At 58.3% G+C, this 15,699-nt stretch carries 15 protein-coding genes; 10 read left to right on the top strand and 5 right to left on the bottom strand.

The features are described 5' to 3' along the window. Positions 1-5 precede the first annotated feature (5 nt). A complete protein-coding gene (rfbA, locus tag PMI36_RS27515) occupies positions 6-929 on the top strand; it encodes a glucose-1-phosphate thymidylyltransferase RfbA (RefSeq protein WP_008067492.1) in 924 nt (307 codons plus the stop codon). Positions 930-977: 48 nt separating this feature from the next. On the opposite strand, the gene PMI36_RS27520 is transcribed toward rfbA, so the two are convergent. Beyond that, entirely contained in the window at positions 978-2,123 is a 1,146-nt protein-coding gene (locus tag PMI36_RS27520; RefSeq protein WP_008067491.1) for a CE1758 family FMN-dependent luciferase-like monooxygenase, read from the bottom strand. Positions 2,124-2,278: 155 nt separating this feature from the next. On the opposite strand from PMI36_RS27520, the gene PMI36_RS27525 reads away from it, so the two are divergent. From PMI36_RS27525 to PMI36_RS27555, 7 genes are all read left to right on the top strand, one after another. Then, positions 2,279-3,154 carry an NAD(P)-dependent oxidoreductase gene (locus tag PMI36_RS27525; RefSeq protein ID WP_008067490.1) on the top strand — a complete coding sequence of 292 codons (876 nt, stop codon included), beginning with the start codon at positions 2,279-2,281 and terminating at the stop codon, positions 3,152-3,154. 220 nt (positions 3,155-3,374) lie between these two features. Continuing rightward, positions 3,375-4,532 (top strand): acyl-CoA dehydrogenase family protein, encoded by a 1,158-nt coding sequence (locus PMI36_RS27530; protein WP_008067489.1) that lies wholly within the window; start codon positions 3,375-3,377, stop codon positions 4,530-4,532. 130 nt (positions 4,533-4,662) lie between these two features. After that, positions 4,663-5,766, top strand: coding sequence for an efflux RND transporter periplasmic adaptor subunit (locus tag PMI36_RS27535; RefSeq protein WP_008067488.1), 1,104 nt, complete (start codon positions 4,663-4,665; stop codon positions 5,764-5,766). Continuing rightward, a complete protein-coding gene (locus tag PMI36_RS27540; RefSeq protein ID WP_008067487.1) occupies positions 5,763-8,840 on the top strand; it encodes a MexW/MexI family multidrug efflux RND transporter permease subunit in 3,078 nt (1,025 codons plus the stop codon). The genes PMI36_RS27535 and PMI36_RS27540 overlap by 4 nt, the downstream gene beginning before the upstream one ends. A gap of 9 nt (positions 8,841-8,849) precedes the next feature. Next, positions 8,850-10,280 (top strand): efflux transporter outer membrane subunit, encoded by a 1,431-nt coding sequence (locus tag PMI36_RS27545; protein ID WP_008067486.1) that lies wholly within the window; start codon positions 8,850-8,852, stop codon positions 10,278-10,280. Positions 10,281-10,429: 149 nt separating this feature from the next. Beyond that, the gene (locus PMI36_RS27550) at positions 10,430-10,792 is read left to right on the top strand and encodes an ArsR/SmtB family transcription factor (protein ID WP_008067485.1); all 363 of its coding nucleotides are present in this window, start codon (positions 10,430-10,432) and stop codon (positions 10,790-10,792) included. Between the two features lie 80 nt (positions 10,793-10,872). Further along, positions 10,873-11,403 (top strand): chorismate--pyruvate lyase family protein, encoded by a 531-nt coding sequence (locus tag PMI36_RS27555; RefSeq protein WP_008067484.1) that lies wholly within the window; start codon positions 10,873-10,875, stop codon positions 11,401-11,403. Between the two features lie 140 nt (positions 11,404-11,543). Here PMI36_RS27555 and PMI36_RS27560 read toward each other — a convergent pair whose 3' ends face one another. The 3 genes from PMI36_RS27560 to PMI36_RS27570 all read right to left on the bottom strand — a co-directional run bounded on the left by PMI36_RS27560 (position 11,544) and on the right by PMI36_RS27570 (position 13,558). Then, complete coding sequence (locus PMI36_RS27560) at positions 11,544-11,819, bottom strand: helix-turn-helix domain-containing protein (RefSeq protein WP_008067483.1); 276 nt, start codon at positions 11,817-11,819, stop codon at positions 11,544-11,546. An 84-nt stretch (positions 11,820-11,903) separates the two neighbouring features. After that, complete coding sequence (locus PMI36_RS27565) at positions 11,904-12,410, bottom strand: flavin reductase (RefSeq protein ID WP_008067482.1); 507 nt, start codon at positions 12,408-12,410, stop codon at positions 11,904-11,906. A gap of 263 nt (positions 12,411-12,673) precedes the next feature. Further along, positions 12,674-13,558, bottom strand: coding sequence for a LysR substrate-binding domain-containing protein (locus PMI36_RS27570; protein ID WP_008067477.1), 885 nt, complete (start codon positions 13,556-13,558; stop codon positions 12,674-12,676). Between the two features lie 234 nt (positions 13,559-13,792). Between PMI36_RS27570 and PMI36_RS27575 the strand changes: the two genes are divergently transcribed. Then, on the top strand, positions 13,793-14,557 hold the full coding sequence (locus tag PMI36_RS27575; protein ID WP_008067474.1) for a sulfite exporter TauE/SafE family protein: 765 nt from the start codon (positions 13,793-13,795) through the stop codon (positions 14,555-14,557). On the opposite strand, the gene PMI36_RS27580 is transcribed toward PMI36_RS27575, so the two are convergent. Then, positions 14,547-14,861, bottom strand: a complete 315-nt coding sequence (locus tag PMI36_RS27580; RefSeq protein WP_008067471.1) for a putative quinol monooxygenase — start codon at positions 14,859-14,861, stop codon at positions 14,547-14,549. The two genes, PMI36_RS27575 and PMI36_RS27580, sit on opposite strands and share 11 nt — an antisense overlap. A gap of 162 nt (positions 14,862-15,023) precedes the next feature. On the opposite strand from PMI36_RS27580, the gene PMI36_RS27585 reads away from it, so the two are divergent. Continuing rightward, positions 15,024-15,614 (top strand): NAD(P)H-dependent oxidoreductase, encoded by a 591-nt coding sequence (locus PMI36_RS27585; RefSeq protein ID WP_008067470.1) that lies wholly within the window; start codon positions 15,024-15,026, stop codon positions 15,612-15,614. The last annotated feature ends 85 nt before the right edge of the window (positions 15,615-15,699 follow it).

Genomic DNA, 15,699 nt, shown 5'->3' with positions numbered 1-15,699 from the left:
AAAGCATGGCCAAGTACAAAGGAATCTTATTGGCGGGTGGCGCGGGTTCACGGTTGCATCCTGTGACCCTGGGCGTTTCCAAACAGTCGCTGCCGGTGTACGACAAACCGATGATTTATTACCCGCTGTCGGTGTTGATGCTGGCGGATATTCGCGAAATCCTGATCATCTCCACCCCGGAAGATTTGCCGGGTTTCCAACGCATGCTCGGCGACGGCAGTCAGTTGGGCTTGAGCTTGAGTTACGCGGTACAACCGAGCCCGGACGGTTTGGCCCAAGCCTTCATCATCGGTCGCGAGTTTGTCGGCGAAGACAACGTATGCCTGGTGCTGGGCGATAACATTTTCTATGGCGCCGGTTTCGGTGACACGCTGCTGGAAGCGGCCAGCCGCGAGGAGGGTGCCACGGTGTTCGGCTATTACGTGGCCGACCCGGAGCGCTTCGGCGTCGTCGAGTTCGACGACACCGGCAAGGCTCTGAGCATCTGCGAAAAACCGACTCATCCGAAATCCAATTACGCGGTCACCGGGTTGTACTTCTACGACAACGACGTGCTGCAGATCGCCGCGGATATCAAGCCATCGCCACGGGGCGAACTTGAAATCACCGACGTCAACAATGTCTACCTGGAACGCGGCAAGTTGAACGTTTCGGTGATGGGGCGCGGGTTGGCCTGGCTGGATACCGGGACTCACGACTCCTTGCTGGAAGCAGGAAATTTCGTGCATGCCATCGAGAAACGCCAGGGCCTGAAGATCGCTTGCCTGGAAGAGATTGCCTACAACAAAGGCTGGATCGACGATGCGCAACTGTTGGTGCAGGCAGGGAGCATGAGCAAGACCGGCTACGGTCAATACCTCGCTCGCCTGATCACCCATGACGTGCTGTCGGTCATGGATGCACGGCAACCGCTCAAAGGCGCGGCCTGACTCCATTCAATGGCCCACAGGTCGATCGTGGGCCATTGAAGTGGCGGTTTATCGTCCGGTGACCCTGTCGTGTTGCGGAGTCTTGAAGCCCGGTCGCGGTTCAAGCGGCGGCGTTTGTGTCGAACGCAAACGTGCCAGGCGGCTGGCGTGGGTCGGTGGCTCGGCGGCTAACGGTGAGCGACGCTTGCGGGTCTCTTCGCGCAATACCGGCAGTACTTCCTTGCCGAACATGTCGAGTTGTTCCAGCACGGTTTTTAAAGGAATGCCGCCATGGTCGAAGAGAAACAGCTGTCGCTGGTAGTCGCCGAAGTGCTCGCGGAACGTCAGGGTCTTGTCGATGATTTCCTGGGGGCTGCCCACGGACAACGGGGTCATCTCCATGAACTCCTCAAGGGAAGGACCATGACCGTAGACCGGGGCGTTGTCGAAGTAAGGGCGGAACTCCCGTCGTGCGTCCTGAGAGTTACGGCGCATGAAAATGTGCCCGCCCAGGCCGACGATGGCCTGTTCCGGCGTGCCATGCCCGTAGTGCGCAAATCGCTCACGATAAAACTCCACCAGGGCAATGAAGTGCTCGCGGGGCCAGAGGATATGGCTGGCAAAAAAACCATCGCCGTAATACGCCGCTTGCTCGGCGATTTCCGGGGTACGAATCGAGCCATGCCAGACGAAGGGCGGCACGTCGTCCAGCGGTCTTGGAATGGAGGTGAAATTCTTCAAGGGTGTGCGAAAGCGACCGCTCCAGTTGATGTCCTCTTCGCGCCAGAGCCGGTGCAGCAATCGATAATTTTCCATCGCCAGCGGCAGGCCGTCGACGATGCTTTTGCCGAACCAGGGATAGACCGGTGCGGTATTTCCCCGGCCAAGCATCAAGTCCATGCGGCCGCCTGCCAGGTGTTGCAGCAACGAGTATTCCTCGGCCAGCCGCACCGGGTCATTGGTGGTAATGAGGGTGGTGGACGTCGACAAAATGATGCGCTGGGTTTTCGCTGCGATGTACGCCAGCAACGTGGTGGGGGAGGACGTGATGAACGGCGGATTGTGGTGCTCGCCCGTGGCGAACACATCCAGGCCGATGTCTTCGGCTTTTTGCGCGATTTGCAGGGTGGCCTGAATGCGCTGAGATTCACTTGGGGTACTGGCGTTGGTCGGGTCTTGTGTGACGTCGCCAACGGTGTAGATCCCGAATTGCATAAAGCCTCCTTGCCTTGTGTGTAGGTGTGTTTGAAGCCGGTGTCTCGAGGTTAAATAAACGAGGCACTTGAAATGTACGCCTGTACACGTACAATCGCAATTCTGGATCGGCGTCCACGGACATTTCGAGCAGCTGACAAGGACGGGAGCAGAGCATGGAGTTGGGATTTATTGGTTTGGGCACGATGGGCGTGCCGATGGTGCTGAACCTGTTAAAGGCCGGTCATCGGGTCAAAGTGTGGAATCGATCGTCGGCACCGCTGGATGAATTGGCGCGTGCCGGTGCTCAGCCCGTCGATAGTCCGGCACTCGCCGCGCAGGCCGAGGTGTTGATCTCGATGTTGGGCGATGACGTCGCCATCCGCTCGGTGTTCATCGACGGCAAAGGGCTGGATGGCCTCGCCGCGGGGAGTGTTCACGTGAATATGTCCACAGTGTCGGTCGCGCTGGCCAAGGAGTTTGCGGCGCTGCATGCCGAGCGCGGTGTGGCGTATGTCTCTGCGCCGGTGCTGGGACGGGTGGACGTGGCCGCGGCCGGTAATTTGAACATCCTCGCCTCTGGTCCTGCGCAGGCACTGGCCCGTGTTCAGCCGCTATTCGATGTGTTGGGACGCAAGACCTGGCCATTCGGGGAATGCGCGGAGCTGGCGTGCGTGGCCAAACTGTCGGCCAACCTGATGATTGCGTCGGCGATCGAGTCCATGGCGCAAGCGTCCACTCTGGCCAGCAGCTATGGCATCAGCCGCGCGACGTTCATTGAAATGATCACCTCGACGCTGTTTCCCGTGCCGGTTTATCAAGGCTACGGGCAACTGATGATCGATAAACATTTTGAGCCGGCGGGCTTCAAGCTGTCCCTGGGTCTGAAGGATATTCGCTTGGCCCTGGAGGCGGGCGAAGCGGCGCAGGTGCCATTGCCGTTTGCCAGTGTGTTGAAAGACAACTTGCTGGACGGAATGGCCCATGGTCAGGGCGATCAGGACTGGGCATCGTTGTCGGAGGTGAGTGCACGACGCGCCGGCTCACGCTAATACCGAAAGTTAAAAGAAACGTAACTTCTATGGAAGTTCGGTAGTGTCTTTTCGTCTGGAGTTTTTCATTAAGCTGGACGGGATTTTTCCTAAAAGAAAACCTAACTAACGCTTGCCAATGTACGACTGTAGACGTACATTTTTGTCGGGTTCAAAAATAATAAAGATTCATCTGTTCTTCGTCTGCTGATCATTAAATAAATAATAGCTAGGAGCCGTTATGAAAAATCTTATGCAATGGAACAATCTTCCCACTGAGTCCAATGAATGGCTTGAGAAGGTGCGTGCGCTGAACCCGTTGATCATCAGGCACAGGGATTACAGCGAGCAGACGAATGCGACTCACAAGGATGTGATGTCTGAGCTCTTCAAGGAAGGTTTCGGCAGAACGTCGGTGTCCAGGGCGTTTGGTGGTTCGCAAGTGGATATCCAGACGACCTCCGCCATGCTGCTCGAATTTGCCCGTCATGATGCCTCGGTGTCTTGGCAATTGGCGGTGCAAGTGGCAATGGGTCGACTCTCCGACTACTTGCCGGAGCAGACCTCCGAAGCGATCTACAGCACTTGCACGGGGTTTGTGATTGGTGCGATTCACTCTGGCGGTGAGGCAGTGCCGGTCGGCGACGATTACCTGCTGAACGGCAAATGGGCTTTCGCCAGCGGTTCGGCCTATGCCGACTGGCTGGTATGCACCGCCACGGTGAAAGGCCCGGCCGACGGTTCGGCCCCTGAAGTGCGGATGTTTTTTGTTCCGGCGTCTCAATGCAAGATCAACCACACCTGGGACACGCTGGGCATGCGCGGCACGGGCAGCCACCATTTCGAGTGTGAGCAAGTGCTGGTCAACAAGGCGTTCTCCCTGGATGTCGAGACGTTGAAGAAGTCCCCGCAAATCCGTAGTTCGCGGGCGTACGCCACCGGTTATTACGAATTCGGTACCCTGGCGGCGATGTCCACCGTGCTGGGCGTTGCTCGTGCAGCGGTCGATCATTTCCGTAACGAGCGTGCGGTGAACACCGATCCTGGCCTGGAAGGGGTGATTTTCGAGAAAACCGGTCGGGCCATTTCGTCGGTGCACACTGCTCAGTTGCTGCTCGAAGATGCGATCTGCCAGGTCATCAACCGTGGTGAGACCATCGGTGATCCGGTCAGTGCCCGGGTCGGGCTGGCGGCCTCGGTGCTCACTGAAAACTCGGTAAACGCTGTGAATCAGATTTACGCGCTCGCCGGTTCCAAAGCGGTTTACAAGTCCCACTTCCTGGAACGCTGTTTCCGCGACATTCATACCGGTTCAAAGCACTTTACTTTGTCGCCTTTGAACTTGCACGGTATCGGCAAGTTTTACCTGGATAAGACCAATGCGCTCGCGGCAGCGTAAACGGTTATAAATAAATCCGGCGTGTCATGAGTGATTAATCACAGGGATTAATGACGCGTCGGGTTTGTGCCGCCTCTTTTATTAATTCTTGAACTTTTGCGCTCGCAGTAGAGAGTCAAGGGAGTGCCACATGCTTGCTCGAAATAAAGTTAAATCACTGGTGTTTGTTCTGCTGGTTATTATTATTGGCAGTGCTTTCGGTTGGCGTTTCTGGTGGCCCGCCCCGGTCTCGGCCGAACAACGGATACCCAGTACCAAGGTCGGTTTGGCGCAGGTCAAGAAGCAGCCCTACACCTATTACCTGGAAGCCATCGGCAAGCTTGAGGCTCAGCGCCAGGTGCTGGTGTCGGCTGAAGTCAGTGGCAAGGTCGTGGACATCGACTTTGAGTCCGGTGATCAAGTGGCGGCGGGGCAGGTTCTGCTCACGCTCAACGACGCACCGGAGCAAGGTGAACTGGTTCGCCTGAAGGGCGAGTTCGAATCGGCCAAGGCGCAATTCGCCCGGGTGCAGGAACTGGCGAAAACCGGTGCCGAGAGCCGTCGGGCCTTTGACAGCGCCCGCGCTCAATATGACGCGGCCAAAGGCGACATGGAGCGCATGCAGGCGCAAATCGCCCAGCGTCATATTCGTGCGCCGTTCGCTGGCACCCTGGGGATTCGTCAGGCGCATCTGGGTCAGTACCTGGAGGCCGGTGGCGCTGTCGCAACCCTGACCGACCCCGGTGTGCTGCGGGTCAACTTTACCCTGGCCGAGCGCGATGGCTCCCGCGTACAGCTCGGCCAAACCGTGCAGGCGAAAGTTGATGCCTGGGCGGATGTGAAGTTTCAGGGAAAGATTGTGGCGGTCGATCCACAGATCAATCAGTCCCACACGATCAACGTCCAGGCGGTGATCACTGACACGAAAAAACTGCTGCGCCCAGGCATGTATGCCCGGGTATCGGTCACGTTGCCGCAGACTTCCGAGCTGGTGATTCCGGAGACGGCCATCACCTACAACGCCTACGGCGAAAGCGTCTTCTCCGTGTACACGGATGACTTGGGGGTGCAGAAGGTCAAGCGCGAGAGCATCAAGGTCGGTGAGCGCCGCGATGGCTGGGCGGTTGTCGACAAAGGTTTGAACGAAGGCGTGCAGGTGGTGACTTCCGGTCAGTTGAAACTTCATGACGGAGTGGCTGTGGAAGGTGTGCCGGACACGGTTGGCCTTAACCTCACCACGGGGTTGGAAAAATGAAATTCACCGATATCTTTCTCCGCCGCCCCGTGCTCGCAGTGGTGGTCAGTACGCTGATCCTGCTGTTCGGCGTGCGTGCGTTGCTGAACCTGCCGATCCGCCAGTATCCGATGCTGGAAACTTCGACCATCACGGTCACCACTCAATACCCGGGCGCCTCGTCGGAGTTGATGCAGGGCTTTGTGACACAACCGATCAGCCAGGCGGTGGCCTCGGTGGAGGGCATCGATTATCTGTCTTCGGCGTCGACCCAGGGCCGTAGCCAAGTGACGATCCGGATGGCACTCAACAGTGATTCCATCTCCGCGCTGACCGAGGTCATGGCCAAGGTCAATCAGATCAAATACCGCTTGCCCAAGGATGCCTATGACCCGGTGGTGGAACGCACCTCGGGTGGTTTCACCAGCGTGGCCTATGTGGCGTTCGCCAGTTCCAACCTGACCATTCCGGAGATGTCCGATTACATTTCCCGTGTCGTCGAACCGATGTTCGCCGGCATCGAAGGCGTGGCCAAAATCAACATCATGGGCGAGCAGAAACTCTCCATGCGCCTGTGGCTGGATCCGCAACGCCTGGCGGGCTATGGAATGACCGGCCAGGACGTGTCGAAGGCGATCGAAGGCAACAATTTCCAGGCCGCCCCGGGGCAGGTCAAGGGCTTGTATGTGGTCAGCAACTTGCGGGTCAACACCGACCTGAACAGTGTTGAAGATTTCCGCGACATGGTGCTGCGCAACGACAATGGCCGCATCATCCGCGTGCGGGATGTCGGGACTGTCGAGCTCAATGCCGCTTCAACCGATACCAGTGGTTCGATGAGTGATGTGCCGGCGCTGTTCCTCGGCCTGGACGCCGCACCGACCGGCAACCCGCTGGTGATCGTCAAGCGCGTACGGGAACTGTTGCCGCAGATCCAGGAAACTCTGCCGCCGGGTGTGACGGTACAAATTCCGTTCGAAGTGGCGCACTTCATTCAATCCTCGATTGATGAAGTGTCTTACACGCTGTTGGAAGCTTTGGTGATCGTGGTCCTGGTGATTTACCTGTGCCTGGGTACGTTCCGCACCGTGCTGATTCCGTTGGTGACCATTCCGCTGTCGATGCTTGGCGCCGCGATGTTGATGCAGATGTTCGGCTTCAGTCTGAACCTGCTGACGTTGCTGGCGATGGTTCTGGCCATCGGCCTGGTAGTGGACGATGCGATCGTGGTGGTGGAGAACGTGCACCGCCATATCGAGGAAGGCAAATCCCCATTCGATGCGGCGTTGATCGGGGCCCGGGAAGTGGCTGGGCCGGTGGTCGCGATGACGTTCACCCTGGCGGCGGTGTACGCGCCTATCGGTTTGATGGGCGGGCTGACCGGCACGCTGTTCAAGGAGTTCGCGCTGACCCTGGCAGGGGCCGTGGTTATCTCCGGCATCGTTGCGTTGACGTTGTCGCCAATCATGAGTACCCGTCTGCTGGACGCCAAAAGCAGCGAGGGCTTCATGGCCGTCAAGGCCGACCGTTTCTTCCAGTCTTTGGCCCGCCGCTATGGCGCGTTGCTGGGCGGCTCGCTTGCACGGCGCTGGATCAGCCTCAGCGTGGCCCTGGTGATCTTTTTCAGCCTGCCGTTTCTGTACCGCTCGGCGCAGACTGAACTGGCGCCGCTGGAAGATCAGAACATTTTGCTGACGGCCATCAAGGCGCCGCAACATGCCAACCTCAATTACCTTGAGGCGTACGCCCACAAGCTCTACGAGACGTTCAACCAGATCCCCGAGGGCTACAGCAACTGGGTGGCCAACGGTTCCGATGGGCTGTCCAACAGCGTCGGCGGGATCAACCTGGTGGACTGGGACAAGCGCGGTCGCGACGCCAACACGATCCAGCCCGACTTGCAGGCGCGGGTCAACGAGATCGAAGGCACCAGCATCTTCGTGTTCCAGATGCCGCCCTTGCCGGGTTCCACCGGTGGGTTACCGGTGCAAATGGTGATCCGCAGTGATCAGGATTACCTGGCATTGTTCAACGTGATGGATCAGCTCAAGCAGGCGGCTCAGGCCAGTGGCTTGTTTGCCGTGGTCGACAGCGACCTGGACTTCAACAACCCGGTGGTGGAAATCCAGATCGATCGCGCCAAGGCCAACGCCCTGGGCATTCGCATGCAGGATATCGGTGAGACCCTCAACAGTTTGATCGGTGAGAAATACGTCAATCGGTTTTCCTTTCACGGGCGCTCCTACGACGTGATTCCGCAGTCGATTTCCTCGGACCGGCTCACCCCCGAAACCCTCAAGTTGTATTACGTGAAGGATCAGAAGGGCAATCCGGTACCGTTATCGACACTGGCCACGCTCAACATGAAAGTCGAGCCCAATCGCTTGACCCAATTCAACCAGCAGAACTCCGCCACGTTCCAGGCCATTCCGGCACCGGGCGTGACCCTGGGCGATGCCGTGGGGTTCCTGCAAAAGCAATCGGAAGGGTTCCCGGCCGGCTTCAGTTTCGACTGGCAGTCCGATGCCCGGCAGTACGTGCAGGAAGGCAACAGCCTGGCGTTCACCTTCGGTCTGGCGCTGGTGATCATTTACCTGGTGCTGAGCGTGCAATACGAGAGCTTCCGCGATCCGTTCATCATTCTGATCAGCGTACCGCTGTCGATTTGCGGGGCGCTGGTACCGCTGGCGCTGGGGATGACCTCGCTGAACATTTACACGCAAATCGGCCTCATCACCTTGATCGGATTAATCAGTAAGCACGGCATTTTGATGGTCGCGTTCGCCAATGAATTGCAGCGCAAGCAAGGCATGGACCGGGTGCAGGCGATTCAACATGCCGCGCAGGTTCGCCTGCGGCCGATTCTCATGACCACTGCTGCGATGGTGGTGGGGCTTGCTCCCCTGTTGTTCGCCAGCGGTGCCGGCGCCAACAGCCGCTTCGGGCTGGGCCTGGTGATTGTGGTGGGCATGCTGATCGGCACGCTGTTCACGCTGTTTATCCTGCCCTCGGTTTACACCTTGCTGAGCTCGATCAAACAGCCAGCCAGCGCGTCAGAGGCCACTCTGGTCAGTGCGCCGCAACCCATCATGTGAGGATGTTGTATGTATCGGATTACGCGCTTGATGCTGGCGCCGCTGGCTATTTCCATCCTGATGGCGGCAGGCTGTGTGAACTATGCCGGGATCGATCATCAGGGCAGCTTGTTGTCGGTTGACGATCTGCACTCCAAAACGCTGCAAGACACACTGCCGCCCGCCAACTGGCCTCGTGCCGACTGGTGGACGTCGTTGGGTGACCCGCGACTGGGCGCCTTGATCGAAGAGGCCTATGCCAGCAACCCGGACTTGCAGGAAGTGTCGGCACGGGTCGCCAAGGCCAATGCATTTCTGGATTTGCGCGAGGCCGAGCGCTACCCCGAAGTCAATGCTTCGGCGGGCGTCACCCGTGCCCGACTGTCCCGGTATGAGGACTACAGCGGAGAGGGCCGGAACTACGTCACCGCCCGATCGCTTGCGGTCAATTTCAACTACACCTTTGACCTGTGGGGTGGACAGCGGGCGGCTTGGGAGTCGGCACTCAACAGTGCCATGGCGGCCGAAGTCGACTTGCAATCGTCGAGGCTGATTCTGACGGTCAACGTGGTCAAGGCCTACAACCAACTGGCCTACGCCTGGCAGGTGTCGGAGCTCAATCGGCGGGATCTCGCGCGGTTGAGCAAGCTGGTGGAGCTCTCGGGTTCACGCTATGACTCGGGGCTGGATAACCTGTCGCAGTTGAAGCAGGTGCAAAGCCTCAAGGCGCGCTCGGAGTCGACCTTGATCGGCGCGCTGGATGACATCGAAATCGCCCGGTTGCAATTGTCGGCCTTGGTCGGCAAGGGCGTGGATCGCGCGCAAAGCATCGACCGTCCTTCAAGCCTGCAAGCCAGTGTGGTGGCGCTGCCCGCTCAGTTGCCGGCGCAACTGGTCGGACGTCGGCCAGATATCGTGGCGGCACGCTGGCGGGTCGAAGCCGAGAACAAGAATATCGATGCGCTCAAGACTACGTTTTATCCCAACATCAACCTGGTGGCCTCGGCGGGGACTCACGCTTTGTCCGGGGATGCATTGCTGGCCAGCGTCAGCAAGTTCTGGAACATCGCCCCGGCCGTTTCCCTGCCGATTTTCGATGCCGGGCGCTTGCGCTCCGACCTCAAGGCCGGCAATGCCGAACTGGATATTTCGATTGCTCACTACAACCAGGTACTGACCTCGGCCCTGCATGAAGTGGCGATTTCGGTCACGCAACTGCGCTCTTTCGAACAGCAGATTGCAGTGCAGCAAGAGGCCTGTGCCATTGCCCAGTCGTCCTACGATCTTTCTCAGTCCCGGTACAAGGCCGGTGAAGATACGTTCCTGGATGCGTTAAACATTGAGCAACAATTGATTCAGGACGAGATGCGCCTGGCCTTCCTCAACAGCAAGCACATCGACAGTTCGATTTCGTTGATGGCGGCCTTGGGCGGCGGCTTCCAGGAGCGTGAAGTGCAGTAAAAAACAAACTCGGGATTGCAGGGTTCAAGGTGCTGTAGTGCCCGGGGTGGTTATCGCGGGGGTGTACTTTTTGTGTATAGTCTTACTGTTCTCGTATAGACGAATCCTAGTAAGACACCTCCCGCCTATATCATCAAAGGTACCTACCTATGAACGTTGCAAATCACCCTAATCAGGACCAGATCTTATTAGAGAATGTTCTGTCCGCACTGGGTAGCCCGTTGCGTCTGACTGTATTGAAAGTGTTGGCCGATGGCCAGGAACACCCGTGCGGGCGGATTCTCAAAGGGGCGTCGAAATCGACAATGACGCATCACTGGCGGGTCCTGCGTGACAGCGGTCTGATTTGGCAACGGCCGTATGGTCGGGAAAACCTGTTGTCTCTGCGCCGCGAAGACATGGACCAGCGTTTTCCAGGGCTGCTCGATTCACTGCTCACAGCGGTCAAATTCGATGAGCAAACCGTCGAAGTGATCAGCAAGCATGAAGTGAACGAAGACGCCGAGGCTTGAGTTGTAGGAGTACACGGCAAGTGAAGGGCAGAGCCCTTCACTGCAACCATTGAGTTCACGATCACCAGGGAGGTGAGAGTATGGGGACAAGTCATTATTGGTCGTCGCGACCGTTGTCGGAATTAACTGACCCCGAACATCACTGGCTGTTTTTGCCGGGCGCGCTGACCCCTCGTTTGAAGGCGATGGGCAATTACTCCATCGAAGTGGTCGAGCAGTCCCACGGGCCGCTCAACCCTGACGAGGCAGAGGCTTTGAACGTGCCGGCGGCGTCGACCGGTTGGGTGCGTGAAGTGGTCATGAAGCTCGATGGTGAACCCTGTATCACGGCGCGCAGCCTGACCAGCGTACCGGCCCTGAGCGCCGATTGGTCGGAGCTGAACGAATACGGTGGCCGGCCATTGGCCGAGATCCTCTATACGTCGGCCCAAACCCTGCGAGAACCTTTCCAGTGCGCTTTGCTGTCCCCCGGTGCGCCATTGGCGGCGCTGTCCTATCGTTTCGCCCCTCATGCCAAACGATTGCTGGCCAGGCGCTCGCGCTTCACGCGCAACGGCTCTGCCTTGCTGGTCAGTGAGTGCTTTCTACCGGCCTTTTGGGCGCGGGTTTAGTCAGGATCAGGCCCGGCAATCGAGCTTGAAGTCACGCATCTTCCGATCCCTTATCTTTTCATATCCTCTCAGCGTTCTACGGTTGAATCCGGGACAACCCCCTGATCGCTCACCCGACCAAGGGGTTTTGGCGTTCTTTGTCAGCGGCAAATCACCGCTTCTATCTGACTGATCGCCGGGGTGAGGGCCAGCGCCAGTTTTTCAGCTTTCGAGGTGGGGCGCATGGTATTGGAGGTGCGCAGGAACAACGGGTCATCGAACTTTTTGCGCAAGCGCGATAACGATCCGCTGATCGCTGGTTGTTTGACATGCAGGCGTTCAGCCGTGCGGGAAACACTTCGCTCCCGGAACAACACCAGAAAAATGATGATCAGGTTAAGGTCTATGTCCGCGAAGTTTTCTTCATTGAATAACATGTTCTCATCCCTGTGATGACCCGGTATTGGACAGGCCGACGTCCAGGCACACGACGGCTGTCATCAATGCCGGGCAGGCAGCGGTTACTGATCGGGCGCCAATCGCAGTTCGTCGTTGAGGCGGTAGTAATTGCGATTGAAGTACACCAGGCCTTCCTTGGCCTCGCTGTGTTTGAGCTTGAGGATTTCACAGTAAAAAATGCTGTGAGTACCCACTTCGTCGATCTTGCTGATGCGACAGTCGAGATTGACCAGCGCTTCATCGATGGCTGGCGAACCGGTCACCAGGGTTTCGCAGTTCACACTGGAAAAGCGTTCCTGCATGGACAGCTGACGATTGGCGAACGCCCCGGATGTTGATTGATGATTTCCCGTCAGCACATTCACACAGAGCACCCCATTGGTTTTGAAATGCTCATGATTGGACGAGGAGCGGTTCACGCAGACCAGCAGTGTGGGCGGTGAATCCGTCACGCTGCACACCGCCGAAGCGGTAAAGCCAAAACGGCCCGCGGGGCCATCCGTTGTCACAATGGTGACCGCACTTCCCAGCATCGCCATCGCATTACGAAACTCAGTTGAATCAACCATAGCGTCCCCTCATTCCTTGTAGGTTATTGGAGCTGATCCGTTCTTCCTTGCCCGCCGTCGCCGCAGGGTGGCGGGTACTGAACGACACGTTCGGCTTCGAAGCTATAGTACGTATGTAGTCGTACCATGCAAGCTATTCCTTGTGCTTATTTTTGCTGAAAAGGGGGCTGCAGGAGCGCGTGTTCAAGGCCCCTCTACCGGGTGGTTTGCTGGCTCATCGTAACTGTCCCTGAAGATGAAACTTCAAGGGTAAAGCCTGCCCCTCAGGGGAGAGTCAAGGCGTTCAGCAAGGCCTGGGCATAACCGGGTAGCACGGCGAAGTCCCGGGCGCACAGCAACAGTTTGCGTCGTGCCCATGGCTCGTTCAGTGCGATGCTTTTGAACGGTGTTTCAGTCGGCCAGCGTTCGACCGCCGCCAAGGGCACGATCGCCAGCCCGGCACCTCGGGCGACCATGCGCATCACGCCATCGAAGCCATCGGCGCGGATGCGGATCTGCATCCGTAAGCCGCTGTGCAGGGCTTGTTCTTCCAGGTACACGGCCAAGGCGCTGTTGGCGTTCAGGCCGACGTAATCGTGGTGCAGGGTGGCGCTGAAACTTAATGGTTCGCTGTCGGCCAAGGGATGATCGCAGGGCAGGATCAGCACCAGTGGGTCGTCACGGAAATAGCGGGTCTGAAGGCCGTCGGCATCCACGGCGTCGGACACGATGCCCAGGTCCGCCGCACCTTGGCGCAAGGCGTGGGTGATGCGCGCGCTGGGCAGCTCTTGCAGGTCGATGTCGAGGTTCGGATGATCGCGCAGAAAGTCTGCCAGCAACTCCGGCAGGTACTCGGTGATCGCCGTGGTATTGCACAACAATCGCACCTGGCCTTTGACCCCTTTGGCGTATTCGGCCAGGTCCTGCTGCATGCGATCGGCCTGTTGCAACAGGGCTCGGGCATGCTGCGCCAGGGCCTTGCCGGCCGGGGTTGGGCTGACACCGCGGCGACCTCGCTCTAGAAACTCGATGCCCAGTGAAGCTTCCATGGCGCGGATTCGAGCACTCGCCGCCGCAAGAGACAGATGACTGCGGGCGGCACCGGCGGTGATGTTGCCGGTGTCGAGGATGTTCAGGTAGAGGCGCAGGTCGGTGAGGTCGAAGTGCATCGTTACAGCCTCGGGAGGTTTGTTGTCTGGACGGGCGCTTTCGCGAGCAAGCCCGCTCCCACAATGGATCTCGGGTGTTCCGACTTCTTGTGTCCGCATTCGATCCCTGTGGGAGCGGGCTTGCTCGCGAAAGCGCCAGCAGTACCAGCGAAGTCTTCTGCCTCTTGATGAGCAAGAGGCAGCCTCAGTATATGGCAGATTTTCAAGGCAACCATCAGGGCTCACCATAGCCCCATGAATACACTCGCCGCGTTCTACCAACATCTGGGTCTGGCCCTGTCTTTATTGGTTATCACCACCTTCCTGCTGGCCGGGATGATCAAAGGTGTGATCGGCCTCGGCTTGCCGACCATTGCCATGGGCTTGCTCGGTCTGGCTATGGCACCGTCGCAGGCTGCGGCGTTGCTGATTATTCCCGCTACCTTTACCAATGTCTGGCAACTGGCATTCGGCGGTCATTTGCGCGGGCTGTTGAACCGGTTGTGGCCGATGCTGCTGGCGATTTTCATCGGCACGGGTGCCGGTACTCTGTGGATCGGCATGGCCGGCGGGCATTGGGTCGTGCGGGGGCTGGGGGCGGCATTGTTGATATACGCCTTGAGCGGGTTGTTCCTGCCGACCTTGCGCGTCGGCGGTCGCACCGAGCGTTGGCTCGGTCCGCTCTGCGGTGTGCTGACGGGCGTCATCACTTCGGCCACCGGCGTCTTCGTGATTCCGGCGGTGCCTTATCTGCAAGCGCTGGGCTTGAGCAAGGATGAACTGGTGCAGGCGCTGGGCCTGTCGTTCACCGTCTCGACCCTGGCATTGGCCGCCGGGCTGTTATGGCGCGGTGCCCTCGGCGGTGGCGAGTTGAGTGCATCGCTGCTGGCGCTGATTCCGGCGGTGCTCGGCATGCTGCTGGGGCAATGGCTGCGCCAGCGGATCAGCGCCGTGTTGTTCAAGCGCGTATTCTTCATCGGCCTCGGTATGCTCGGTGGCCACTTGCTGATCAGCGGCTAGCGGACGACGCGCTGAGCATCTCGATCGGCCGGATATCGAAATCCCGTTCCAGAAACTCCATGCGCTGGTCGAGGAACTGCTTCATGTGCGGCAGGTTCGAGTGCGTATCCAGATGAGCCTGGGATTGCCAGATCTCGTAGAAGATAAACAGTGTCGGGTCCTGTTTGTCGCGCAGCATGTGGTACTCGATGCAACCGGGTTCGGCGCGACTTGGTTCGACATAAGCACGGAACAACGCTTCGAAGGCCTCAGTTTTTTCCGGGCGGGTCTTGGCGTGCAGGATGAAGCCATGCAGTTCGCTCATCAGGTTTTCCTTGAAAGTCAGAATCGGCACAAGCTTATGGCAATAATCGCCTGCCGATTCGTGCGTATTGGTCAAATGAATTTTGCTGAATGAGGGCTTATTCCACGCGAGGTCGATCGCTACTCTGCCGCCATCGAATTTCAACCTTGCGAGACTTCTCCCATGAAAAAAGTCCTGTTGCTCAATGGCGGCAAAAAATTTGCCCACTCCGATGGCCGCTACAACACGACGTTGCATGAAGCGGCGCTGAGCGTGCTGGATCGCGGCGGTGTGGATGTAAAAGCCACGTTTATCGACGAGGGGTACGACGTCGCGGAGGAAGTCGCCAAATTCCTCTGGGCCGACGTGATCATTTATCAGATGCCCGGTTGGTGGATGGGCGCCCCCTGGACCGTCAAGAAGTACGTCGATGAAGTCTTCACCGAAGGCCACGGCAGCCTTTACGCCAGCGATGGCCGCACGCGTTCCGACGCGTCGCAGAAGTACGGCAGCGGCGGTTTGTTGCACGGTAAAAAATATATGCTGTCGCTGACCTGGAACGCGCCGCAACAAGCCTTCGACGACCCGACCGATTTCTTCGAAGCCAAAGGCGTGGACGCGGTGTACTTCCCGTTCCACAAGGCCAACACCTTCCTTGGCATGACCGGTTTGCCAACCTTCCTGTGCGTCGATGTAATGAAGCGCCCGAACGTCGAAGCCGATGTGGCGCGTTATGAGCAGCATTTGGCCGAGGTGTTTGGCCTTAAGGCATAACGCTCAGCTACTATCGAAAGTCTGAACCTGTGGCGAGTTGGCTTGCCCCAATGCCAGTTAGTCATGCGCAATCCATGTGGGAGCG

Origin of the sequence: Pseudomonas sp. GM79 (genome assembly GCF_000282495.1) — a bacterium.
In the GTDB taxonomy this organism is placed as follows: Bacteria; Pseudomonadota; Gammaproteobacteria; order Pseudomonadales; family Pseudomonadaceae; genus Aquipseudomonas.
This window is presented reverse-complemented; position numbering and strand designations above follow the sequence as displayed.

Coding starts and splice junctions, on each gene's coding strand:
- PMI36_RS27530 (WP_008067489.1), top strand. CDS start 3,375: ATGAAAAATCTTATGCAATGGAACAATCTTCCCACTGAGTCCAATGAA.
- PMI36_RS27555 (WP_008067484.1), top strand. CDS start 10,873: ATGGGGACAAGTCATTATTGGTCGTCGCGACCGTTGTCGGAATTAACT.
- PMI36_RS27575 (WP_008067474.1), top strand. CDS start 13,793: ATGAATACACTCGCCGCGTTCTACCAACATCTGGGTCTGGCCCTGTCT.
- PMI36_RS27570 (WP_008067477.1), bottom strand. CDS start 13,558: ATGCACTTCGACCTCACCGACCTGCGCCTCTACCTGAACATCCTCGAC.
- PMI36_RS27585 (WP_008067470.1), top strand. CDS start 15,024: ATGAAAAAAGTCCTGTTGCTCAATGGCGGCAAAAAATTTGCCCACTCC.
- PMI36_RS27550 (WP_008067485.1), top strand. CDS start 10,430: ATGAACGTTGCAAATCACCCTAATCAGGACCAGATCTTATTAGAGAAT.
- PMI36_RS27535 (WP_008067488.1), top strand. CDS start 4,663: ATGCTTGCTCGAAATAAAGTTAAATCACTGGTGTTTGTTCTGCTGGTT.
- PMI36_RS27565 (WP_008067482.1), bottom strand. CDS start 12,410: ATGGTTGATTCAACTGAGTTTCGTAATGCGATGGCGATGCTGGGAAGT.
- PMI36_RS27525 (WP_008067490.1), top strand. CDS start 2,279: ATGGAGTTGGGATTTATTGGTTTGGGCACGATGGGCGTGCCGATGGTG.
- PMI36_RS27520 (WP_008067491.1), bottom strand. CDS start 2,123: ATGCAATTCGGGATCTACACCGTTGGCGACGTCACACAAGACCCGACC.
- PMI36_RS27560 (WP_008067483.1), bottom strand. CDS start 11,819: ATGTTATTCAATGAAGAAAACTTCGCGGACATAGACCTTAACCTGATC.
- rfbA (WP_008067492.1), top strand. CDS start 6: ATGGCCAAGTACAAAGGAATCTTATTGGCGGGTGGCGCGGGTTCACGG.
- PMI36_RS27545 (WP_008067486.1), top strand. CDS start 8,850: ATGTATCGGATTACGCGCTTGATGCTGGCGCCGCTGGCTATTTCCATC.
- PMI36_RS27580 (WP_008067471.1), bottom strand. CDS start 14,861: ATGAGCGAACTGCATGGCTTCATCCTGCACGCCAAGACCCGCCCGGAA.
- PMI36_RS27540 (WP_008067487.1), top strand. CDS start 5,763: ATGAAATTCACCGATATCTTTCTCCGCCGCCCCGTGCTCGCAGTGGTG.